Annotated in this window: 27 protein-coding genes; 4 read left to right on the plus strand and 23 right to left on the minus strand. The window is 63.7% G+C overall.

The window, feature by feature from the left end; all coding sequences use genetic code 11:
- Positions 1-3: 3 nt before the first annotated feature.
- From GGR04_RS04965 to GGR04_RS04985, 5 genes are all read right to left on the minus strand, one after another.
- Positions 4-456: a hypothetical protein gene (locus tag GGR04_RS04965; RefSeq protein WP_210291621.1), complete on the minus strand. Its 453-nt coding sequence runs from the start codon at positions 454-456 to the stop codon at positions 4-6.
- The gene (locus tag GGR04_RS04970; RefSeq protein WP_183198435.1) at positions 453-1,757 is read right to left on the minus strand and encodes a peptidoglycan-binding protein; all 1,305 of its coding nucleotides are present in this window, start codon (positions 1,755-1,757) and stop codon (positions 453-455) included. The genes GGR04_RS04965 and GGR04_RS04970 overlap by 4 nt, the downstream gene beginning before the upstream one ends.
- Entirely contained in the window at positions 1,697-2,086 is a 390-nt protein-coding gene (locus tag GGR04_RS04975) for a hypothetical protein (protein WP_183198437.1), read from the minus strand. Before GGR04_RS04975 ends, GGR04_RS04970 begins: the two co-directional genes overlap by 61 nt.
- A 72-nt stretch (positions 2,087-2,158) precedes the next feature.
- Complete coding sequence (locus GGR04_RS04980) at positions 2,159-2,938, minus strand: Rha family transcriptional regulator (protein ID WP_246392669.1); 780 nt, start codon at positions 2,936-2,938, stop codon at positions 2,159-2,161.
- A 12-nt stretch (positions 2,939-2,950) separates the two neighbouring features.
- Positions 2,951-3,187 (minus strand): Arc family DNA-binding protein, encoded by a 237-nt coding sequence (locus GGR04_RS04985; RefSeq protein WP_183198441.1) that lies wholly within the window; start codon positions 3,185-3,187, stop codon positions 2,951-2,953.
- Between the two features lie 90 nt (positions 3,188-3,277).
- Between GGR04_RS04985 and GGR04_RS04990 the strand changes: the two genes are divergently transcribed.
- Together GGR04_RS04990 and GGR04_RS04995 are read left to right on the plus strand one after the other, a co-directional pair.
- Positions 3,278-3,589: an Arc family DNA-binding protein gene (locus GGR04_RS04990; RefSeq protein ID WP_183199023.1), complete on the plus strand. Its 312-nt coding sequence runs from the start codon at positions 3,278-3,280 to the stop codon at positions 3,587-3,589.
- Positions 3,586-3,900, plus strand: coding sequence for a hypothetical protein (locus tag GGR04_RS04995; protein WP_183198443.1), 315 nt, complete (start codon positions 3,586-3,588; stop codon positions 3,898-3,900). Before GGR04_RS04990 ends, GGR04_RS04995 begins: the two co-directional genes overlap by 4 nt.
- A 14-nt stretch (positions 3,901-3,914) precedes the next feature.
- Here the strand turns inward: GGR04_RS04995 and GGR04_RS05000 are convergent, their stop codons facing one another.
- The 3 genes from GGR04_RS05000 to GGR04_RS05010 all read right to left on the minus strand — a co-directional run bounded on the left by GGR04_RS05000 (position 3,915) and on the right by GGR04_RS05010 (position 4,697).
- Positions 3,915-4,169 (minus strand): hypothetical protein, encoded by a 255-nt coding sequence (locus GGR04_RS05000; RefSeq protein ID WP_183198445.1) that lies wholly within the window; start codon positions 4,167-4,169, stop codon positions 3,915-3,917.
- 97 nt (positions 4,170-4,266) lie between these two features.
- Positions 4,267-4,482 (minus strand): hypothetical protein, encoded by a 216-nt coding sequence (locus tag GGR04_RS05005; RefSeq protein ID WP_183198447.1) that lies wholly within the window; start codon positions 4,480-4,482, stop codon positions 4,267-4,269.
- The gene (locus GGR04_RS05010; RefSeq protein ID WP_183198449.1) at positions 4,482-4,697 is read right to left on the minus strand and encodes a hypothetical protein; all 216 of its coding nucleotides are present in this window, start codon (positions 4,695-4,697) and stop codon (positions 4,482-4,484) included. The genes GGR04_RS05005 and GGR04_RS05010 overlap by 1 nt, the downstream gene beginning before the upstream one ends.
- 65 nt (positions 4,698-4,762) lie before the next feature.
- Between GGR04_RS05010 and GGR04_RS05015 the strand changes: the two genes are divergently transcribed.
- Both GGR04_RS05015 and GGR04_RS05020 read left to right on the plus strand, forming a co-directional pair.
- The gene (locus tag GGR04_RS05015; protein ID WP_210291622.1) at positions 4,763-5,152 is read left to right on the plus strand and encodes a hypothetical protein; all 390 of its coding nucleotides are present in this window, start codon (positions 4,763-4,765) and stop codon (positions 5,150-5,152) included.
- Between the two features lie 36 nt (positions 5,153-5,188).
- Positions 5,189-5,434, plus strand: coding sequence for a hypothetical protein (locus tag GGR04_RS05020; RefSeq protein ID WP_210291623.1), 246 nt, complete (start codon positions 5,189-5,191; stop codon positions 5,432-5,434).
- Here GGR04_RS05020 and GGR04_RS05025 read toward each other — a convergent pair.
- The 15 genes from GGR04_RS05025 to GGR04_RS05095 all read right to left on the minus strand — a co-directional run bounded on the left by GGR04_RS05025 (position 5,431) and on the right by GGR04_RS05095 (position 19,469).
- Positions 5,431-7,041, minus strand: a complete 1,611-nt coding sequence (locus GGR04_RS05025; RefSeq protein WP_183198453.1) for a hypothetical protein — start codon at positions 7,039-7,041, stop codon at positions 5,431-5,433. The two genes, GGR04_RS05020 and GGR04_RS05025, sit on opposite strands and share 4 nt — an antisense overlap.
- The gene (locus GGR04_RS05030) at positions 7,041-8,735 is read right to left on the minus strand and encodes a hypothetical protein (protein WP_183198455.1); all 1,695 of its coding nucleotides are present in this window, start codon (positions 8,733-8,735) and stop codon (positions 7,041-7,043) included. The genes GGR04_RS05025 and GGR04_RS05030 overlap by 1 nt, the downstream gene beginning before the upstream one ends.
- A 2-nt stretch (positions 8,736-8,737) precedes the next feature.
- Positions 8,738-9,781 (minus strand): hypothetical protein, encoded by a 1,044-nt coding sequence (locus GGR04_RS05035; RefSeq protein ID WP_183198456.1) that lies wholly within the window; start codon positions 9,779-9,781, stop codon positions 8,738-8,740.
- On the minus strand, positions 9,778-10,200 hold the full coding sequence (locus GGR04_RS05040; RefSeq protein ID WP_183198458.1) for a hypothetical protein: 423 nt from the start codon (positions 10,198-10,200) through the stop codon (positions 9,778-9,780). Before GGR04_RS05040 ends, GGR04_RS05035 begins: the two co-directional genes overlap by 4 nt.
- The gene (locus GGR04_RS05045) at positions 10,197-12,332 is read right to left on the minus strand and encodes a hypothetical protein (RefSeq protein WP_183198460.1); all 2,136 of its coding nucleotides are present in this window, start codon (positions 12,330-12,332) and stop codon (positions 10,197-10,199) included. Before GGR04_RS05045 ends, GGR04_RS05040 begins: the two co-directional genes overlap by 4 nt.
- Positions 12,332-12,655, minus strand: coding sequence for a hypothetical protein (locus GGR04_RS05050; protein WP_183198461.1), 324 nt, complete (start codon positions 12,653-12,655; stop codon positions 12,332-12,334). Before GGR04_RS05050 ends, GGR04_RS05045 begins: the two co-directional genes overlap by 1 nt.
- 177 nt (positions 12,656-12,832) lie before the next feature.
- Complete coding sequence (locus GGR04_RS05055; protein ID WP_183198463.1) at positions 12,833-13,264, minus strand: hypothetical protein; 432 nt, start codon at positions 13,262-13,264, stop codon at positions 12,833-12,835.
- 9 nt (positions 13,265-13,273) lie between these two features.
- A complete protein-coding gene (locus GGR04_RS05060; RefSeq protein ID WP_183198465.1) occupies positions 13,274-15,394 on the minus strand; it encodes a glycine-rich domain-containing protein in 2,121 nt (706 codons plus the stop codon).
- 15 nt (positions 15,395-15,409) lie between these two features.
- A complete protein-coding gene (locus GGR04_RS05065; protein WP_183198467.1) occupies positions 15,410-16,177 on the minus strand; it encodes a hypothetical protein in 768 nt (255 codons plus the stop codon).
- 40 nt (positions 16,178-16,217) lie between these two features.
- Entirely contained in the window at positions 16,218-16,571 is a 354-nt protein-coding gene (locus GGR04_RS05070; RefSeq protein ID WP_183198470.1) for a hypothetical protein, read from the minus strand.
- Positions 16,568-17,161, minus strand: coding sequence for a phage adaptor protein (locus tag GGR04_RS05075; RefSeq protein WP_183198472.1), 594 nt, complete (start codon positions 17,159-17,161; stop codon positions 16,568-16,570). Before GGR04_RS05075 ends, GGR04_RS05070 begins: the two co-directional genes overlap by 4 nt.
- 1 nt (position 17,162) lies before the next feature.
- The gene (locus GGR04_RS05080; RefSeq protein WP_183198474.1) at positions 17,163-17,525 is read right to left on the minus strand and encodes a hypothetical protein; all 363 of its coding nucleotides are present in this window, start codon (positions 17,523-17,525) and stop codon (positions 17,163-17,165) included.
- Positions 17,512-17,988 (minus strand): hypothetical protein, encoded by a 477-nt coding sequence (locus tag GGR04_RS05085; RefSeq protein ID WP_183198476.1) that lies wholly within the window; start codon positions 17,986-17,988, stop codon positions 17,512-17,514. The genes GGR04_RS05080 and GGR04_RS05085 overlap by 14 nt, the downstream gene beginning before the upstream one ends.
- Before the next feature lie 26 nt (positions 17,989-18,014).
- Positions 18,015-18,386: an Acb2/Tad1 domain-containing protein gene (locus tag GGR04_RS05090; RefSeq protein WP_210291624.1), complete on the minus strand. Its 372-nt coding sequence runs from the start codon at positions 18,384-18,386 to the stop codon at positions 18,015-18,017.
- A 69-nt stretch (positions 18,387-18,455) separates the two neighbouring features.
- On the minus strand, positions 18,456-19,469 hold the full coding sequence (locus GGR04_RS05095) for an SU10 major capsid protein (protein WP_183198478.1): 1,014 nt from the start codon (positions 19,467-19,469) through the stop codon (positions 18,456-18,458).
- Positions 19,470-19,474 lie beyond the last annotated feature (5 nt).

The raw sequence follows: 19,474 nt of genomic DNA on the forward strand, positions 1-19,474 counted from the left end.
TCCTCAACGCTCCGCAGCATTCTTTCCCACGTCCGACCAGGACCGGAAGACATTCCAGAGCTCAAGAACCACCATCGTGGACCAGCCGATGAAACCGGAGAATGCACCTCCGGCAGTGAGGAAGGCCATCAGGAACCCAAGGGAGACCTGAGACCAGATGCCGACGCCGACCAGAGAGGCGAAGGCGCGGATGTGGGGCGAGAAGGCGAACCCTTCGAACGTCCCGTTGATGGTGAGCGCCGCGAGGCGGAGCACGGCACACAGGCCGATGACGGCGCTCCACGTCCCTTCGTCGCCCCACGCCGCGATGAAGGCGAAGGACGGCGATTTGCCGAACATGGTGGGGTCGAGTTGCAGACCGAACCAGAGGCCCACGGCGGGCCAGACCATGACCCATTCGGAAACCCGGATCGGGAAGTGATCCGCGACGCCGCGGTAGACGCGGACGATGATCATACGTGCCGCCCCTCGCGATAGGCCTGCACCTGCTCTTGGACGAAGCGCGCCCCGTAGTAGGCGCCGATCCCGGCCAAGACAGCGCCGACGATCCAAGGGGCTGCCCCGCCTAGAGCCGCCCAGATCATCTTGCCGGTGGTGATATGGCCCACCACGTCATCGACAGAGACCGTGCCATCCACCACGCCGCCCACGATCGATGCTCCGGCTGCGATGAGGCCGCCTGTCTTGAGTGCCTGCCCCTGCTGGATCGACGGGGCGTCCTTAAGCGTCTTAGCGGTCGCCTCGGCGCGTTCTGGCGCCACGGGGCGCTGCGGGGCCTTGATGAGATCGGACAGGAGCGCGTCGCTGATCTCGCCCGTCAGAGCGAGCGTGTTGTCGGCCTGGAAGGCGAGGATGGCGTTGCGGGTGCGCGCGCCCATCTTGCCGTCCACGTTGCCGACCTCGGGGTAGCCGCGCTCGCGGAGAAGCTGCTGCACCTTCTCGATGAGGTCTTTGGGGGGTGGCGGCGTCATCGCCCCTTTTGACAGCGAAACCGCTGCCACATAGGGCTTTGAGGTGGCGGTCTGATCGGCGCCTGCGAACACCGTCAGCGCCTTCGCATACAGCGCTTCGACCTCGGCGAGCCCGATTGCCCCGCCGTTGATCGCCTTGCGGCATGCCTTCACGTCGCCCCGATCCGCCATGGCGTTGCATCCCCGCTTGGCCCATTCGCGCACCGCCGTGGAGAAAGCCGTAGCGGGATCGCGCAGCGCATCCGGGTTGTCGCCGAAGCCGAGCGCGGTGTAGTTCTCGCGCCCGGTGGTCTGCATCATGCCGGAGCCGCGGAACATCCAGCCGTCGTTCGACCCGGAGCGGTTCCCCATCCGGCCGTTGTAGACCTTGTTCGCGAGCTTCTGCGGCTGGCGCACGAAGGGCTGCGCCGCGGCGTCCGTCTTGAACCGTGACGGCCATACCGCCCGGATGCGGGCCGCGCTCGTGTAGTTCAGACTTTCGACAATGAGCCGGAGCCCGCCCGTCTCGACGCCGACGTTGGCGAAGAACAGCGCCATCCGCTGCTTGGTGGTGATCCCTGCGGCTTCGGCCTGGGGCCAGCCGTCGATCACGGCCGCCACCAGTTCGGGCTTGGCGTTCGGGAACAGCTTCTTAAGTTGGGCTGCGGTGACGGGCATGTGGACCTCGCATGAAAAAGGCGCCCCGATGTGGAGCGCCTTGGATGGAATGGGGTGGTGGTGGTTGGTTAGGTCAGGCTGTCCAGCAGCAACTCGATTTCCCAATCGTCCGCGCAGCAGCCGTTCCACGAGGTGCGCCGCAAATGTGCAATCCGCGCCGCGTTCTCCTCCAGCGTCAAAGGCTTGAACCGGAGAAGATCGGTAAGCGCCTGTCGTTCGGCCTGCGTCGCTGCCTGATAACGGGCTTCGCGATCTGCCGCATCTGCCGGCGCGCTTCCCTTGGGGTAGTCGTTGTCCTCCGCAGCCTGAACCCACGCTGCGAAGAGTGAGCCGTGACGATCGGCCGTCATCTGCATCATGGAGATACCTGCGGTCAGGCCGCCAGCAGACGTTGCGAGTGCGTAGGCGCCGAAGCTGTGGCCGAGAAAGCCACGGCGTGATAGAGTGGTGGAAGCCATCTGTCGGTTCTCCAAAATGGGTGGGTGGCGACAGGCCCGGCGGGATTGCAGTCCCGGCCGGGCCATTTTCATTCAGTTGAGCGGCTGGTTCAGCAACTCGGCGATCTTCACCAAGCCCTTCGCCGTCACCATGCACCGCGTCGAAACGCGCTCGCGGCGCTCGCTGTCGAGATACAGGTGGTCGTCGTGTTCCAAATATCCGGCGCGGCGCTTGTCGTCATAGGCGAGCCAGTTCTTGTTCCCTGGCCGCTTGAAGATCCACTTCCGTCCGTCGAGGAACCGGATGAAGTCGTCTCTGCGCATGTTGAGGGTCTTCGCCGCGTCCGTCAGGCACATGGAGCCTGTCGCAGCTTCAAGCCGCTCCAGCTTCTTCACTTGAACCGACTGCTCGGCGATGATCTCGTCCTTCTTAGCGTTCTCGGCCTGAAGGTGGTTCACCACGCCGAGCATGACGGCCGGGTCGGAATAGTCGATCATGGCTGGACGCGGCTGAAGAAGTTCCGCCTCCATCGCCTCAAAGGCATCGATGTATCGGAGCTTCCAGCGGAGCGCCTTCTTGCCCGTGAAGCCCATCGACAGGATCGTGAAACCGCGGCGGTCCATCTCAAAGCAGCGATGCTGCTGCGAACCGGTAGCTGGCAGGGTGTAGAACCCTTCCCCAAAATTGGGGAGGCCCTCTCCGATCAGCTTGTCGATATCGCGGATCACATGATCGTGGCGCTTCTCGAAGAAGGAGGCCACGTCCCGGCTGTTGGCGAAGACTTCCCCGTTCCGCTGGAAGACGATCGGCTCCTGCTCAAACGGGACGCCATTGCCCTGCACGGGGGCAAGGCTCATATTTGGGTTGCTCATGACGGTTCCTTTTCAACCGCTGTGGACGTTGCCAGCGGACACCAATCCGCCGGTGTGCTCGGAAGCGGCGGGGCTGTTGGCCTTGGAACCTTGCCCCGTCGCTTCCCTCGCCATCCGCTCTCGGATGGTCTGCACGATCACGTAATTCTGTGATCGATCGTCTCGTCTCGCCACATCCTCAATCCATCGTTTGATGTCGGCCGGAAGGCGGACACCAAAGGGGGGGATGTTGCGGATTGCCTCAGTCACTTGGCCTCCTTACACCACAATTGCACCACAGCTTCATAGGTGCACTCGTGGGGCATAGAAGTCAAGCGTATAATGGTGCATGCGTGGGTCATGGCACGAGATGACCCCTACTTCCGTCTTCGGATACCCGAGCCGCTGCTTGAAAGGATTAAGTCCTCGGCGGAGGAGAGCCATCGATCCGCGACGGCAGAAATCCTTGCCCGTTTGGAAGACAGCTACGGACCTGACGACTATGCCTCTAAGGCTGGCACCGTTTATCGAGCGGAAGCGGAGGAGTGGCAGGTGTTTTCGAAGCGAGTTCTCGGAGAGCTTCAGGAGATGAAGAAAGCATTGGAGGACCGGGCGGGTGTCCTCAAAAGTGAGGAGACCCCATTCACAGACCAGTCCGGTCAATCAGAATGACCAGCCTCCTCATAGCCCTTCTCCTGTCCGCTTCTCCCGCGCTGGCAGCTTCCGACTGCGGCACCTACACGCTGGAAAGCCGCCCTCCCGGTGAACGTGTCGCCACCATCGAAGATGAGCGCGTGCTGACGATCAAAGAGGCTGGCGAGGTCGAGACCTACGATCTCGTCTCTGCCGGGACAGGCCTGCCCTACATGGAAGGTCAGCCCGCGAACGGCGCCGAAGGTGATCCGGTCGAAGTGCTGGAGCACAAGGGCGATCTGATCGTGAACTCGATGGTCTTCGTGCCGTTCTGTGGTGCGGCGAACTAGGCGAAAGGCTCGCACTAGAATGGTCGGCCAGTCTCCAGATTGATTTCAATGGAGGCGCCGTCATGCCCGAGAACGAACACCCGAGCGGTGCGAAGATACTCTTGCCACCGCTCGATGACGTTGGGAGCGCTATAGCCCCTGTACTTTTCAGCGATCATGTCGGGCCCCACGGCGGGCATGGCGGTATCGGCGGATTTGTGCTGGAGACCGTCCGGCATGTGACTGCCGCAGACGGGACAGTTAGCGCCTCGCGTGTTGTCGTCGCTCATGTGAGAATGCCCCTTGTATCAATTGTTACGCTGCGTGACGTTTTGAACGCCATATTGCTCCAAGCGGCACCGCCTGCGTCTGAAGCCTCGAATTAAGCTATCTGACCCGATCGGCTTCGGTGACGGACAACGAGTTTGTCGCAGACCGCAGATCAATCCGTTCTACAAGCGCTATGCTGGCCGGGTCGTCTGCCACGTGAAGCAGAATATCTAGCAGGTTCAGGATCGCCCCCTCGGCGGCATCGCGAGGGCCCAGCGTCTCGAAGCCGCTTAGAGCCTCATACGCCCAGAAGCGCACCTTGTTGGCGTCCATTAGTTGGCCTTCTGTGCATGCGGATCGGGGAGGCGACGCTCCTCCCGCCAGTCCAGAAGCTCCCTGACGAGGGCCAGGGTTTCGTCGGCGAGTTCCTTCTGACGCGGAAGTCGGCTGGCGATCCTGAGCGCGTCGGAGAGGATGGCGTCGCGCCCCTGCCACGCGGTCTCGGCGCGGTCGAATTCGTCCCACTTGGCTTCGGTGTCGTCGCTCATCGTGTTCTCCTTGACTCTCACTCATGAGTTGTGGGGTTCTGTCATCGCTCACACTGGAGGATGACATGCTCAGGACTCTCACGCTCGCTGCCCTGATGGCCGTGCCCGCAATGCTCTCATCGGCGCCGGCTATGGCCCAAACCTGCAGAACCGACGCATTTGGCAACACGCGCTGCAGCGACGGCGGCGGATACCGGACCGATAGCTTCGGCAACACTCAGGGCACCGGCACGTACAGTGGCGGCGGGTATCGCACCGACAGCTTCGGGAACACGCGTGGTACGGGATCGAACAGCGGTGGCGGCTACAGAACGGATAGCTTCGGCAACATCCAAGGCACCGGCTCTAATTCCGGTGGGGGCTATCGTGTGGACAGTTTCGGCACCATCCGTGGGACTGGATCGAATACCGGCACTTCATGCCGGCAGGACGCCTTCGGGAACCTGCGCTGCTGACGCCCTTACCAGCGCGCTAATGCGCTGGGACTACCCTTGTGCGCCGTGGGGCTCATCGGCATTATGGCGGCAATGACCGAACCTAACCTCTTCTGGCCGATCTTCACCGCCGTTCTCGCGGCACTCATGCTGGCCGGAATGTTTTTCGGTGCGCTGATCTCGTACATGCGCTTAGAACGGGAAGGCCGGGAGCACCAAGCGACGTTCAACTACTGGATCGGGATGCTCCTCCCCATCGCCTTTCTCGTGATGGGTGTTCTAACGGTGATCCCGCGGGGCTAATCGCGACCAACGAACGGCTGCCCCAGAAGGATCGACAGGGGAAGACGAGAACGGTCGTTAAGCATCTGCCCTCGCTGCACACCGATAGCCGCCGGCCCTAGCCCTTGGCGACCAAGTTTGACGACATCTGGCACGGTTTGACCGCCACCGCGGATGATATCAGACAGCGCAGCGATGTTTCGCGTGGTAGCGCCATCGGCGAACCGCTTGGCTCCAACGCCTGCGACCATCGCGGGGATCGTAACCGCAGGAACCGCCGCCGTTCCGCCCACACCAAGTGCTGCCATCAGGCCATTGCCTTGGGGCGAAAGCTTGCCAACGAGACGAGCGGCATTCTGCGTCGGCGTCCCGCGGACAACTTGCTCCATAGCGGCCCTCTCGGCTTTGGAATAGCCAGCGGACCGCTTGGGATTGTCGAGGATGGCGCGGATGTTCTGTCGCATTGCATTGTCGGCGTTGCCGCCCGATCCGGTCGAAGCCGCTCGCCGTTCGGCTTTGGCGGTTGCCTCTTCGACAGCTTCCAGACGGCGCATGCGACCCCAATAATCGCGAGCCTGTCGAAGGGCCTTCGATCCTTGGTCCGCATTGCCCGTCATCACCTCGTCGGCCGGGATATCGTCGAGGTAGCTGTCGATCTTGTCGATGATCTTCGCACCCAGAGCCCGTTCAGAAGGCTCGGAACTCTGTGCAGCCCCGCGAGCGACACGACGCAGAACGTCCATGCCCTTAAGGGTGACGGGGTTCTCTGACAGAGTGCCGAGGCGGTTCAGAACAACACCAACGCGAGGCTGCAGGGCGGGGTCATATCCGAAATCTGCGAGATCATCGGTGATGTCGGCTGTCAGGCGCTGGATACCCTTAGGGGCAACCACGACGCCAGCGGCCTCCGCATCGTCAAACGCCTGTTTCGATAGCGCCCTGAGCCCTTCCCGTGTCGGGAGAGCTTCACGCGCGGCGCGGTTCATGATCGTGCGTCCCACGGCATTCCCGACTGCCGCACCAGCGAGACCGAGGGCGCCGCCGGTCAGAGCGTTGTCGCGCCGATTTTCAAAGCCTCCCTCACCGGACCCGAAACCATACACGCCGCCAGCAGCAGCACCTTGAGCCAACATCCCAGGCAGAGATTTGGCACCCACGCTAGGCAGAGCCGCAGTGGCGGCGATGGAGCCGACAGCCGAAGCCACCGGATGCTCCTGCTGCGCATAGTCCATCAACTCTCGACGAGAGCGCAGTCCGCGATCGTAGCCGTCACGAATGCGGTCCATCAGCGATTTGCCGGCGTCCGCTCCGTTGTAGGCGCCAATCACCGCTTCGATCGGAACGCCCATAGCCGCGCCTAGCTCGTCACCGAACCCAAAGGTCAGCACGTCGCCACCGGCCATGACGCTGGAACTGAGCGCATCAGGCTTCGTCGGATCTGGCTGCGGCGAGGCCGATGCTACCGCAGGGGTCGGTGCAGGGGCGGCAGCGGGGGCAACGTCGGCCGGTGCGGCGGAGGGTGACTGCGCACCAAGAGACCGCTGGATGGCCGCGCTGATATCGGCGTCTGACATATCGGCGGGGAATTCGACCTCGCCCATGCCCGGCACTTCGATGATCTGAGCCATTATTCGATCGTCCCGGTGGCTGGGTTGAACTTACGGCGAGGTGACGGCGCCGCCGAAGCGGCTGCTGGCGGCGGTGCGGCGGGAGGGCTTGAGCCGCCGCCATTGGCCTGCGCTCGTGCGAGGCCCTGACGCACGATCTTCTCGTAGTCGTCGAGAGCCGACTTGAACGCTTCTTCCGACGTGGAAGTGTTCATGCGAGTGATCGCGCTGGTGGCCGCCTGACCTTCGTTATTCGACAGCGCGCCGAGGCCCTTCATCTGCTGGATAGCCTGCAGGAAGGCTCCGCTTTTGGCCTGCTCGACCTTGTTCGCGAAGTCATACCCACCCGACCCCGGGATGGAATTTGCAAGCGACGAAAAACCGACGCCACGCTCAAGGTACGGGTCATTGCGGATGCTATTGATCAGATCAAGCGCGTTCTGTGCGTTCGTCGCATCACTTGACGCAGAAGCTGCACGTTCGGCTCCAACACGGCCTTCAACGGTGCCCGCAGCGGTGTCAGCTGCTTCCTGCCGGTTTTGCTTCGGCGTGCGAGAGATGACGTTGCCCGCCTGGTCCAGCAGGATTATCTCGGTGCCCGTATCGACGCTCCGTGTCGGCGGTGCGAACGACTGGCCTTCCGGCAGAGAGATGGGCTTGAACGTGCCCTTATTTCCAATTTGGCCGTAGCTGATGGTGCCATCCGGGTTTTCGGTCGCGACGGGGTTTCCGAAGAAGCTTTCATCTGATCCGCCAGCTTCGGCCTTCCGACGCTCGCCCGCAATGCGGAGCCCTTCAGTGATGGGGAGGCCCGCATCCACCTGTTCCGCAAGATCGGGATAGGTGGATTTCAGCCAAGCCTTTGTCTTGTTCTCGCCCTGCCCTGCAATGGCGACGTTGGCCGCTGATGGGTTGAACGAATACGCCCTAGCCTCCTCGGCATTCAGGCCTTGCGATCGAAGCGCAAGCTCAAGCGCACTGCGCTGGCTTTCTTGGTCGGCTCGATCCTGATCAATCTGATTTTGCTTCAGGCGCCGATTTTGGTTGGCATCCATCGCTACGCCAAACCCAGAAAGGGGCGCATTGCTCGGGCTTTCGAGAAGGGACCGGCCAAGGGACGAGAGGATGTCGCCAAAGGCGTCAGACTGCACGAAGCCGCCCAACCCGCCCAAGCCGCCGGGATTGCTGGTAGGCATGGAGCCTCCTGTCGTCAGTGTATCGTTTCCAGACCCGCCAGCGAGCGTGGCGTCGCCGCCGCCGTCTGCCATCTGCGTAGGTGCTGGCGCGCCGCCATAAGCAGCCACGAGCCAATCAGGGGCGTTTGCGCTCTTGCCGCCTGCACCCCAAACACCCGGGGAGCCAAATCCGATGTGCATGCTGGCCGGAGCCATGTAATCGTCACCGGCGCCGATGCCGGTGATCCCGTTCGCCTTACCGCGACGGACGATCTCTTCGAAGATGGGCCGATCCTCGGGGTTGGCCCAATCCAAGCGGCGTCCATCGCGAGAAAAGAACACGTCGGCAGCGTTGCCATGGTCGTGCCGGACAGACCCGACGCGAGCGCCGCCGCTACCTTTCGCAGGCTGACCACCGGAAAAGACCTCGGCTTGAATTCCGAGTTCAGGGAGGAACGCTAGGGCTTGCGTCAACTCCGGGCTCAAAGGCAGATTGCGCGTTGCCCCTTGGTTCAAATATTTCAGATAATCGGTCGCCATGGCTACTTCAGCACCTTGCTGATGAGCGACCCGCCGAGGCTACCGCCACCCGGCATAGCCGCACCAAGGATGCTGCCGCCGACGCCGAGCACCTGCTGCAGGAAGCCGGGTGAATTGTCTGGCTGTGTGCCCGTCGCGGTGCCAGTCGTGTTGTAGACCTGCGGGGTGGCAGCGAGAAGCCGCTGCAACGCCGTCCACGGGCTATCGAGCGCCGACTGTGCGAAGAGCTGCTGCTGGTTGCCCGTGCCGAGAAGCGCCTGTAGCGCCGAGTTCTGGCGATCCGTCTGGCCGTTGCGCATGGCCTCCGCGACCTGTGCCGCCTGCAGGCCATAGCCGAGGTTGGCGGAGCTGGCGTCCTGCTGATAGCCCGCGTTCGTGAGTGCGACCTGCTGGCGACGATCAGCGTCCGCCTGTGCCGCCTGCTGCTGACGGGCTGCGTTGCTCTCGCCGGTCTGCTGGCGCATCTGGGTGTTCGCCATCGCGGTGGCCGTCGCGGTGTCAAAGCCCTGCGCGAGAAGCTGGGCCGTCGTCGCCTGCAGGTTTTCGTCAAAATCGTCCTGCGCTTTGCCGCGGGCCAGAACCTCACGACCGCCACCGAACGCTCCCGCCGCTGCATACTTGGCGCCGATGTCCGCGTTGGTCTGGCGAAGCTCGCCGCGGGCCTTGTTCGCAGCCTGCGTCACCACGCCGTTGATGAACGGATTGAGGAACGCCTGATAATCGCCGCCGCCAAGCTGTGCCGCAGTGGCCGAGGACGCCCCCGTAGAGCCCGGAGCGCCCACCTGCGCGGCAGTCATGCTCGCGCCGGTCGGAACGCCCGTAGCGGAGCCGGTGAACGCGCCCTGCGCCATCTGGCGGGCGAGATCGAACGCTTTGGTCTGGTCCGGGTTCAGACCCGCGACGGAATAGGCTGGCGTCTGCAGGAATGGGTTCGTCATCCCCGCCGCCGAGGTATAGCCGTTCTGGCCGGCAGCCTGCGTCCACGGTGCGTAGGTGGTGGACGTGTTCTGCGTTGTGGTCTGGGTCTTATCGCCGCCCTTGCTCATGTCAGATCCTTCGTCATTGTGGTGACAAGCTCTCGATAGCCGTCAAATCCGCGAAGCCAGCCACGACGGCCAACGATCATGATGCGAGCCGCGCCGATGGACCGCGCCCACCGCTCGACGCAGCCCTCAAGGTGCCGGACACCATCCAGCACCCCGCCAGCGAGCCAGCCGTGAACCTCGACGAGACCCGTGTCGGGATACCGCTCGACGCTGGTCACGACGGCCGAGTGCTGGTTCGTCCAAAGCTGGCTGTCGCCGTTCGCAATCCGAGACCAGACGCCATCCATCGTGTGCGTCGGGCCATACTGCTCCACGGCCCTCGCCAGCCACGGCCACACGCGACGGAAGTCACGGCGCGTCGAATGAAGCGAGCGCACCACCTGCGGCCCGTATTCGCGATCATCCCACACGGCCATCATCGGCGCGCCCCCGTCTTGTCGATATCAAGGCGCTGTGTGCCCCACCGGACGAACTGCGAGTTAGTGCCTGCCATCCATTCGATCTGGCACTGACGGCCAAGCTGGCGCATCGGAACGTCCGTGCGCGTCGGGGTGATCTCGTACTGCTTGGTGGAGACGGTCGGCCCACGCGGCCACTGCGAGAACGTGAACTTCACCAGCACATTGCCGGCCTGATCTTCGAAGTCGTGGACGTAGCGCTTGATCGTGAACAGGTTCTCGCCGTCCTCGATGTCCACCATGCCAGAGAGAAGCCGCCACATGATCGGGCCGCCGTTGGCCGTGCGACCGCGCTCGTGGAAATAGATCCGACCGTCCGTCGAAAAACCGAGTGGATTGGCGTAGACGCCCGCGGTGATCCACGAGGTGCGAGCCATCGTGCCCTTGGACCAGATACCCGTTTCCCAATTGAATGAGACGTAGCGGGAGCACTCGTTGCCGTCCCGACGATCGGGGTAGAACCACCAGATCTCGTTGAACTCGGCGTTGACCGAGGCGAAGACCTTCTCCTCCTGCGAGGGCGAGAAATTGTCCCACGCCTCACGACGCACGCCGCAGGGAATGATCTGGGGCTCACCGCCCGTGTAGGCGTAGAACTGACCATTCCTGCCCCACCAGTAGACGCGGCCCTGATGCTCCACCGCAGCGTTCTTGCCGAGGAGACCGCAGCCCGTGCCCGCCAGCGCGAAGTTGAACACGTCGTCGGAGGAGCCAGTGAAGCGCATCGTGTAGAGCGCGCTGTCGGTCCAGATGAGGTTCTGGCCGCGCGTCGCGAGCGCCCCGATGATGCGGGAGCCGCTTGCGAGAAGGTAGTCGCCCGCGAGATTGTCGTCGTCGGGTATCCACTGCGTGTTGTCCTCCTGCGCGGACCAACGGACCTGCAGGGGGTTGAAGTCGCCGTCGAGTTCGATCGTGCCGTAGCAGACGACGATGCGGTTTGGATCGACGAACATGCCGGTGGAATACTGCGGCGCGCCGTTGATGCGGTAGGCGACGGGCACGACGCGGATCTGAAAATTGTCCACGGAGCCGGCGAACGTCGCATCCTTGGCAATACCGGCGAGGGTCGGACGGGATGGCGCCTTGAACTTGCGAACGTAGGTGCCGCTTTTGGCGATGGGCTCGCCGATCGTGACGGTGCCGGTCGCGGTGTCCTCGGACTGCACCTGAAACCGCGCGGCCCCGGCGGTGCGAACGATGTCGAATGTCACCTCGTAGACGACGCCGCCAGACAGAACGCCTGCCACGTTGCGGGAAATGGCGCTTTCGGTCCCGGCCGCAGCGTTTGCCTTACCGCCCGAGATCGTCCAGCCAATGCCGAGGTTCCAGCCGGTAGCCGATGCGAAATCGCTGTTGGGGATAAGCTGGTTGTATGCTGGGAGAGGCTGCCATTCGTAGAGAGCGCCATTCCGGGGCACGGCGAGGAGGTTGGAGCCCCAGTTGTCCAGGCTCCAGACGCGGGGGTTGATGTCGCCGCCCGATGCCTGACCATAGAGGCCCGTGCCATAGGTGCCGGTGCCCCAGCCTGTGCCGCCCACGCCATCGATGAGGCCCATGGCGAGCGGAGCCGTGAACTCCAGCGTGCCGCCGCCTGTGGCCGTCGAGGTCGCAGCGGAGGGCGCCTTGATCGTGTAGGTGTCGATCGTCGGGACCGTCAGGACCGTGAACGAGCCGTTAAGCGTCAGCCCGCCCACCGCATCCGCCAGCCGGAAGCTCACCACGTCGCCCACAGTTAGGCCGTGGTCAAGATCGGTCACGAGGACGGCGTCGGAGCCGGACGTGACGGAGAACGGATTGACGAGCGTTCCCGCCGCCTTCTCCGGGGTGATGTCCTTGATGGCGCCGCCAAAGAAACTGTAGAGCTTGGAGGCTGTCCCGAACGCCACCACACGATCGCCCGTGAGAGCCGCCCATGCGTGCGCGCCGCGCGCCGGATGCTGGAACGTGCCGCCACCCGCTGCCTCCCATCCGCCGATGGTCTGCGGACGATCGCGGACGAACCGGATGTTGTCCGCGTCGGCATAGGTGCTCTCGGACGCCAGCGCCGTGTCGTCCGTGACGATGCCGGGCTGAAACTCCAGCTTCGCCAGCATCAGAACGTCTGGTTGAAGGGGTTGGAGACGCCCCACGGGAGGGGCTGGCCGTTGGAGGCGCCCTGCCCCACCGCGCCGCCGTTGGGCCGATAGACCGGAGATGCACCGGACATGCCGCCGAGGCCACCGAGGGAGCCGAACTGATCCAGCGCCGTGTTGATGCCCTCGAAGCCCGTCCTCAACTGGCCGTCGAGGAAGCCGGTGGAGTTGAACAGCGCCTCGCGCGTCAGACCGCCATCGTACTTCACGGTGCGGTTCGTGATCATGTCTGGCGTGGCGTTGCCGCCGTTCGTCAGATAGCTGACCAGATCATTGCCGCTCATCATAGTGCTGTTCGAAGGTCGAAAGAAGCCCTGCGTTTGGGAAGTTGCTAGGCCCATATTGGTCTGCGGGGCCTGATAGGGGCTCCAAGAGAACGGGGTCGTAGCCATTTGGCGGCTCCATAGAAAAAGGCGCCACGCGGGCGCCTGATGGTCGAACAGAGGGTGGTTTAGAGAGGGCTAGACGATCTGGGATGCTGCGCGGAACAGGTTGTCGATCGTCGCATCATCGAGGCCGAGCGTGCGGCCGAGGCCGGCGACAAGCGGGTGGTCGCGGCGGAGGCTGGTCGCATATTCCCACTCGATCAGTGCCGCCTCGCCCGCATCCCCCGGTAGCGCTGCCATAGCGTCCGTCGCACGTTTCAGAAGCCCGGCACGGAGGAGCGCTAAGCGCGCCTGGCGCATCGTGACCGTCTCCGGCACAGATGGCGCGGGCTCTACCGAAGCGGCGAAGACATCGGATGATGTATCGTAGCGCCAACCGATGCCGACGCCCGAGCGGTCGGGCCGTTGGATCGAGCCTGCGGGAGGTTGGAACGAGTTCGTGTTCCCGTCCCACACGATCCGGTTCGTAACGACGCCATTTTGGATGATAAGCCAGATGTTGTTCATGATCGGCTCCTAGAAGTGCGTCACGATGACGATGCGGCCGGGGCCGCCGTTGCCGCCCTTGCCGGAAAGGTTGCCGTTGAGAGAACCGCCACCACCGCCACCACCGGAGCCGACCGAGCCATTCGCGCCGTCGCCAGCGGTTCCATCTGAACTACTCCATCCGCCTGGGCCGCTCACTCCGATCGTGGAGAAGTCCAGTCTCGTCGGCTGCGTTGGCCCGATAGCGTTGGTCTTTGTCGCGCCCGCGCTCCGCTGCCCAGCGATTGCGATATTCTTGCTTGTCAAAGGCACTAGAGTATTGGCTGCGACGAGCTGCACGATACCGCCGTCATAGTTGCCGGGAGTGGTCGTCTGCCCCGCCCCAGACCCGCCAGAGTGAGATCGAGCCAAATTCGCCGCAGAAGCTGCAACCGAGCCGCCTGTAGCGCTCGACGCTGCGTACGTCAGAGCGCTCGCTGTGCCCCCTGCGCCCGCTGCTCCCACTGCTGATACGCCGGACGATCCTTGCCCACCCGAAGCAGCCAGAAAGAATGCGTCATCCACGCCGCCGAACTGAGCATTGCCTGCGTTCGTCCCTGCGTTGCCGGTCGCATTATCGGATGTAACCGAGGCGCCACCCGATCCTGCGGCGCCAAGCGTGACTGGAACTGTGGCGGGCAGATCGTCTGCGCTGTAACTAAATGCGGAGGAGCCACCGCCGCCGCCGCCCGATCCACCTCGGGAAACAGTACCAGAAGCCCGCCTCTCACCTGAAGACCCACCACCGCCGGGCGCCTGAATGAATACATCGACACGCTTCGCGCTGGTCGGTTTTGTCCACGTACCGGATGCGTCGAATACGGCGATCTGCGCCGGTAGCCCTGCTGGACCCTGCAACCCTGTCAAGCCGGATAGGCGAATTGTCCAGTCCGTGAACGTGCCGCCGCCGGTGGTCGCATCAACCGCGACGGTCAACGCCGTCCCGCTGTAAGCCGTCACGAGGCCGTTCATGATGCGCGCGTCAGGCGCGCCATCGCTTGTGATGGCGACGCGCGATCCGGCGCCGTAAGCTTTGCCCGCCTGCGTCGTGAAGGTCTTGGACTCGGCCGAGATCGTCTGAGTCGTCGCGGATGTACCAACGAGGCGCGCCGCGCCTTCTTGCGCCTGGGTGGCAGCCGTTTGCGCCAAGCCCTGAGCGGCTACCGCCCCTTCTTTGGCCGTTTGTGCCGCATTCGCGAAGTTGCCTGCGGATTGCTTGCTCGTATCCGCTTGGGTCGCACTGGTTGATGCGTTCGACGCGCTCTGGCTGGCCGAAGTGGCGCTGGTGGCGGCTGAAGTCGAAGAGTTGGCCGCAGCATCCCGTGCCGTTTCAGCGCCAGTTCTTGCGGTCTGTGAAGCGGTCGCGCTGCCAGAGGCCGCGTTCGCACTTGATGCGGCAGCGGTTTTGCTCGCGTCCGCCGCTGATGCGCTTGTCGAAGCTGCCGATGCGCTGCCAGAGGCCGCGTTCGCAAATGCCGAACTGCTGTTTGCAAAATGACGCGCGGAATAGTCAGACGACCCATTCCCCCCAGCCGCCGCCGAGATCAGACTTCCGATCGCCTTGTTCGCCCATTCCTGAGCGTAGTTCTTGTTGTCGACCGCCGTGTTCTTGGCCGTCGTCGCAGTCCCGGCTGACGACGCCGCGCTGGTGGCGCTGGTGGCGGCCTGATCAGCAAGCGGCTGGACACCTGCGATGGCGCCGGCGACCGCGACCGTCACCGGGTCCAGCATGAACAGGTTCGAGCCGTCGCAGTAGATGTCGACCAAGCGTCCCACTGGGACCGTGACCGTCGTCCCACCCATCGTGAACACAAGCGGGTAGCTCGTGCGGTTGCTGACGTGCCAAGACTTCGGCGCGGGCGGGACGGTGATGGTCGGTGATGAGACGAGACCCGGCCCAGTCGTGAAGATCAAGGTGGCGTTGCGGGCTTCGTCCGAGACGAAGTTCTGCACCTGAAGCGTGACGTTGCCCGTTAAGGGCTTGATCAGGACGCCGCAGACAGCCTGCTCGACCATCTGCAAGGCCTGATTAAGACGCTCTCCCCACTGGTTTAGCGCCTCCCCGGTCTGCTGAAGTTCGAGACGGAGGCTGGTTGTCGGCGTGGACGGCATCGCGGTGTCCTTGAATTAGGGTCGGAGGGCGATGATGCCGAGCGGGATCGTCTGCGCCGTCGCGATGGAGAGGCCGAGCGCTGCGCTGTTGACGAGGACCACCGTCAAGGTGCCGTCCGTCAGGCAATAGGCCTCGCCCATAGAGAGGTTGGCAGGCAGCGCCGCGTTGGGCGTCACCACGAGGTTGTCGTTGCGCTTCAGGCCCGTGACGGCCACCGTGCGCGTGCTCTTGCCAGCGAGGATGGTGATGCCTGCAGCCAGCGTCATCGTTCCCAGCAGCGGCACCACCACGGCCTTGAGAGCGTTGATCTGCGTCTGGAGGGCAGCGTCCGCATCTGCACGGGCCTGCGCTTCCGTCGTGACAGCAGCCGCGCGAGCCGTGATCTCCGCAGAGACCGCATTCTGTCGCGCCGTGACCTCGGCTGTGATCTGCGTCTGGAGGGCAGCGTCGGCATTGCTGCGCGCGGTCGCCTCGGCTGTGTCGGCCGCCGCTCGCGTGGATGCCTCTGCCGTGTCCGCATTGGCCCGTGCAGTGGCTTCGGCGGTGTCTGCGGCCTGTCGATCCGCTTTCTCCTGCGCGTCCGTTGCTGCCCTTGTCTGGGCCTCTGCGGTGTCGGCGCTGGTCCGCGCCTGCGCTTCGTTCGCATCGCCCGTCTGCCGCGCATTGCTCTCGGCGCGGAGACGATCGTCTAGCCCGGCTTCGACGTTCGCCGAATAGGACCGCAGCGTCCGCAGCGTCGCCCGTCCCGGCGTGAACCCCCGCTGGAACACCAGCAGTTCCATATCAAGGCTTGGCTCTGTGTAGAGCGGCGCAAGAGGCGGACTAGGCACCGGAAGTCGCCAGAATGCGATCGGCTTCCGCCTGCCCGAACTCGTCTACAAACATGCCGTAGAACTCGGGGAAGAACGTGCCGCGGTGATAGACGGCCGTGATCGCCTCCCATGTCAGTCGCATGCGGGGTGTCGTCTGGTTCAACAGCGTGTCGAACGTGTCCACCTGGGCGTCCGTCATCCGGGTGATGATGTCCGACTTGTAGGTGAAGGGGCCGAAGTTCGGATCGACCATGTAGTTGGCGAGCGCGATCTCGACCTTGCGGGCGAAGTCGTGAGCCCATGAGGGCGCCGCGCTATCTAGCGGGAACGTGTCACGGAGGCGAAGGGTGCGAACACGCTTCATGGCGTCGGTCCCGAGGCGCGCACCGAAGCCCGCGAATACCGGGCCATGTGGTCGAGGCTCTGGAGATCCGCCACCGCCTTCTGATAGAGCGCCGTCCACTTCGCCAGCGATGACGGATCGGCATCCTGCATGAAGATGCAGGCTTCCAAGAGCGAGCCGTAGAGGTAGATATCAGGAGCCCGCTGTAGCAGCCAGTTGGTTTGATTGGCGTCCGACAGCGGCGGGATGCGCGCATAGTAGTCGAGCGTGACGCCCGCGGAAGGCGTGAGGCCGCCGAGGCGAACCTTGAGCCCTTCGATGGCGAACTGATCACCCCAGCCGGCACTGGCCGACGACACCAACACGTGGGGGAATGCCCCGATGGTCGAGAAGTTACGGAACGCGAGGTAGTCGGTCGGGAGATCGCCCACCGAGTTCGTCAATGCGATCGGCGCGCTTGTCTCCTGAAACGTCGTTCGCAGCTCGCGATTGACCCGCGTTTCCAGTAGGCGGATGAAGTCGGGAACCGTGGCCTCGAACTCCTCGTCCTGAGACCGGAAGGCCCAAAGCGCGATGGATGTCTTGAGGGCGTCGTAGCTGTCGAGGGCCATTTCAGATACGCCCCTCCTTCGTCCGCAGCTTCGCGTAATCGCTATCGTTCAGGAATTTCTTCATCGCTGGCTTGTCGCCCGCAGCCCGGGCTTGGGCGTAGTAGCCGTCGCCGTAGAGGAGCGCGTTCGGGATGGAGGCGACGATCTGGCCGTCACCCCATCGTTTGCCGGCTGTCTCGGAACGCTTCTCGGCGTTGGCCTCTAGGATCGGGTCCACGAGGCTCTGATTGCACGTCGTGTACGAGCCGTCGCCGTTGTTCCTGATCCAGACGATATGGTCCGTCTCGCGGGAAAGGATTTCTCCCTCCCCGCCAAACGGGTCCATGCCGAACTGAGCAACGTCGCGAAACTCAGTCCTCTGCATCGAAGGCGTTCTCGGTCGTGGTGACGACGCCGGCCTTGATGAGGCGAGCTGCTTCCTTCTTTGGAAGACGCACGGTGCGGCCGACTGCGAGGGCGTCGTTCTGCACGCTGTCGTCCACGCGCTTGAAGCCGCCGTTGCCGTCCGAGACCGAGTTGCCGGCATCGTTGACCACGACCGCAGGATTGTAGCGGCGCAGGACTTCGACCTCAATGCAACCCTTCGGCACGGGGCCGGGGGTGCCGTCGCTGTCGTCGTGCTCGATGTCCTTCTCGACCAGCCGGTTGGTGTGGAAGTCGGGATGGTTCGGCATGCGATCCACGTGCCCGACCTGCTGGGGCCGCCCGTCCGTAGGCTTGTCGGTGGTCTCGCGCTCGTCGATCTGCTCGGGCAGATAGGGCTCGCCGGGCTGGATCTCGTCCTTGCGGGGACGGCCGGGGCCGCGCGTCTTCTGATCGTCTGCCATGGAATTTTCCTTTTCCGCTGGGATATTCACTTCTGATGAGTGCCTTCGACGCCGCGGCGCATCCGCGCGAGCGTGCGCTGCTGCAGCCAGTGCTGCGCCTCTTCGATCTTGGTCAGCGCCAGCGCGTTCTCGCGGCAGGCGAATGGCCCGGCCTGGAACGAGCGCAGACGGTCAGCGACGATCGAAAGAAGAACCTCCTGCGTCAGGCCGTTCACACCGGCCTCGGCGATCGGCCCGTTCTGAAAGCGGATGACGGTGGCCGTCTCGTCGTTCTCACGATCGTGGTAACCGCGAACCTGATAGACATGGTTCGCCCCGCCAGCGCCCGGCTCGTCCAGTACCTCTAGGACAAGGAGGTCATTAGCAGGGTTGACCTTATGGTCGTCGATCTCGCGCATTGGGTGTCCTCTCATGAAAAAGGCCGCCCCGAATGGAGCGGCCCACTGATGTCCTGATGCTGCGAAGGCTTACGAGGCGGTCGAGGTGCCGTTCAGGTCGGCGACGACAGCCATGGCGGCTTCGTTGCGAACGATCATCGTCAGCTCGGCGTTAAGCACGACCGGCTTGCCGTCCGCGTTCGGGTCGGCCTCGTCCTCGGCGATCTTGCGAAGCCAGGCCTTCTCGATCTTGTCCTTGTCGATGAAGAACGCATTCCGAGAAAGGTCGGTGCCCGCCGCGGTGGCGCGCGCCATCTGACGGTTCGGAACCACCTCGATGATGCCGTAGTCGGACAGGTAGGCGTCGGCCGCACCGACGATCGTTACCTGCTTGCTGGACGAGGCCGCGAAGCGCGTCTGCGCAACGGAGGCGTCCGACATGAAGGTGGAAAACACCTGCTTCAGATACGGGCTGACCATCAGCATATCGACGTTGCCGCCCGCGATGTAGCCGGCGGCGATGCCCTGGTCGAGGAGCGCCTTCGTGAAGGCGCGCTTCGTACCGTTCGTCGCGGCGTCCACCGCACCCGTGGAGGTGTTGTAGCCACCCGAAGCGCCACCGGTACCCATGAGGTCGTTGGTGGCGAGCCAGGCGCGGAGACCGGCCATACGGCGGGCGACCGAGGACGAACCGGCGACCGATGCCTGATTGCTCAGCATGGCCACTTCGATATCGACCTTTATCTCCTGACCCTTTTTAATTTTTTCGTAGGAGCTGTCGGTCGTCTTGCCGGCCTTCTTCACCGCCTCCTGGGTGTTGGAGATGATGAAGCGCTTCGAGAAGATCTGCGTGAAGTTCTTCACGCGGTTGGTGCCGGTGATCGGGTCGAAGGTGTAGATGTCACCTTCCACCTTGGCATTGTTGATGTCCGGCGCGGCCAGCGCGTCGAGCTGCCAGACGGGCTCGGTGCCGTCGATCGTGACATCGCCCGTGTTGGAGTAGAGCGGGGTTTCCGCCGGGGTCAGCCGGGACAGAATGTCGAGAAAGGTTTCCCGACGCGAGTTCGACTTGTAGGTGTCGAGGGTGTTTGCGACCTGAACCATGGGGT

The sequence above is a fragment of the Aureimonas pseudogalii genome (genome assembly GCF_014196835.1).
Taxonomy (GTDB): domain Bacteria; phylum Pseudomonadota; class Alphaproteobacteria; order Rhizobiales; family Rhizobiaceae; genus Aureimonas; species Aureimonas pseudogalii.

Excerpts from the sequence above, each read along its gene's own strand:
- GGR04_RS04965 (WP_210291621.1), bottom strand. The coding sequence starts at position 456 with ATGATCATCGTCCGCGTCTACCGCGGCGTCGCGGATCACTTCCCGATC.
- GGR04_RS04975 (WP_183198437.1), bottom strand. The coding sequence starts at position 2,086 with ATGGCTTCCACCACTCTATCACGCCGTGGCTTTCTCGGCCACAGCTTC.
- GGR04_RS04980 (WP_246392669.1), bottom strand. The coding sequence starts at position 2,938 with ATGAGCAACCCAAATATGAGCCTTGCCCCCGTGCAGGGCAATGGCGTC.
- GGR04_RS04990 (WP_183199023.1), top strand. The coding sequence starts at position 3,278 with ATGGCACGAGATGACCCCTACTTCCGTCTTCGGATACCCGAGCCGCTG.
- GGR04_RS04995 (WP_183198443.1), top strand. The coding sequence starts at position 3,586 with ATGACCAGCCTCCTCATAGCCCTTCTCCTGTCCGCTTCTCCCGCGCTG.
- GGR04_RS05000 (WP_183198445.1), bottom strand. The coding sequence starts at position 4,169 with ATGAGCGACGACAACACGCGAGGCGCTAACTGTCCCGTCTGCGGCAGT.
- GGR04_RS05005 (WP_183198447.1), bottom strand. The coding sequence starts at position 4,482 with ATGGACGCCAACAAGGTGCGCTTCTGGGCGTATGAGGCTCTAAGCGGC.
- GGR04_RS05010 (WP_183198449.1), bottom strand. The coding sequence starts at position 4,697 with ATGAGCGACGACACCGAAGCCAAGTGGGACGAATTCGACCGCGCCGAG.
- GGR04_RS05015 (WP_210291622.1), top strand. The coding sequence starts at position 4,763 with ATGCTCAGGACTCTCACGCTCGCTGCCCTGATGGCCGTGCCCGCAATG.
- GGR04_RS05025 (WP_183198453.1), bottom strand. The coding sequence starts at position 7,041 with ATGGCTCAGATCATCGAAGTGCCGGGCATGGGCGAGGTCGAATTCCCC.
- GGR04_RS05030 (WP_183198455.1), bottom strand. The coding sequence starts at position 8,735 with ATGGCGACCGATTATCTGAAATATTTGAACCAAGGGGCAACGCGCAAT.
- GGR04_RS05035 (WP_183198456.1), bottom strand. The coding sequence starts at position 9,781 with ATGAGCAAGGGCGGCGATAAGACCCAGACCACAACGCAGAACACGTCC.
- GGR04_RS05040 (WP_183198458.1), bottom strand. The coding sequence starts at position 10,200 with ATGATGGCCGTGTGGGATGATCGCGAATACGGGCCGCAGGTGGTGCGC.
- GGR04_RS05045 (WP_183198460.1), bottom strand. The coding sequence starts at position 12,332 with ATGCTGGCGAAGCTGGAGTTTCAGCCCGGCATCGTCACGGACGACACG.
- GGR04_RS05050 (WP_183198461.1), bottom strand. The coding sequence starts at position 12,655 with ATGAGCGGCAATGATCTGGTCAGCTATCTGACGAACGGCGGCAACGCC.
- GGR04_RS05055 (WP_183198463.1), bottom strand. The coding sequence starts at position 13,264 with ATGAACAACATCTGGCTTATCATCCAAAATGGCGTCGTTACGAACCGG.
- GGR04_RS05060 (WP_183198465.1), bottom strand. The coding sequence starts at position 15,394 with ATGCCGTCCACGCCGACAACCAGCCTCCGTCTCGAACTTCAGCAGACC.
- GGR04_RS05065 (WP_183198467.1), bottom strand. The coding sequence starts at position 16,177 with ATGGAACTGCTGGTGTTCCAGCGGGGGTTCACGCCGGGACGGGCGACG.
- GGR04_RS05070 (WP_183198470.1), bottom strand. The coding sequence starts at position 16,571 with ATGAAGCGTGTTCGCACCCTTCGCCTCCGTGACACGTTCCCGCTAGAT.
- GGR04_RS05075 (WP_183198472.1), bottom strand. The coding sequence starts at position 17,161 with ATGGCCCTCGACAGCTACGACGCCCTCAAGACATCCATCGCGCTTTGG.
- GGR04_RS05080 (WP_183198474.1), bottom strand. The coding sequence starts at position 17,525 with ATGCAGAGGACTGAGTTTCGCGACGTTGCTCAGTTCGGCATGGACCCG.
- GGR04_RS05085 (WP_183198476.1), bottom strand. The coding sequence starts at position 17,988 with ATGGCAGACGATCAGAAGACGCGCGGCCCCGGCCGTCCCCGCAAGGAC.
- GGR04_RS05090 (WP_210291624.1), bottom strand. The coding sequence starts at position 18,386 with ATGCGCGAGATCGACGACCATAAGGTCAACCCTGCTAATGACCTCCTT.
- GGR04_RS05095 (WP_183198478.1), bottom strand. The coding sequence starts at position 19,469 with ATGGTTCAGGTCGCAAACACCCTCGACACCTACAAGTCGAACTCGCGT.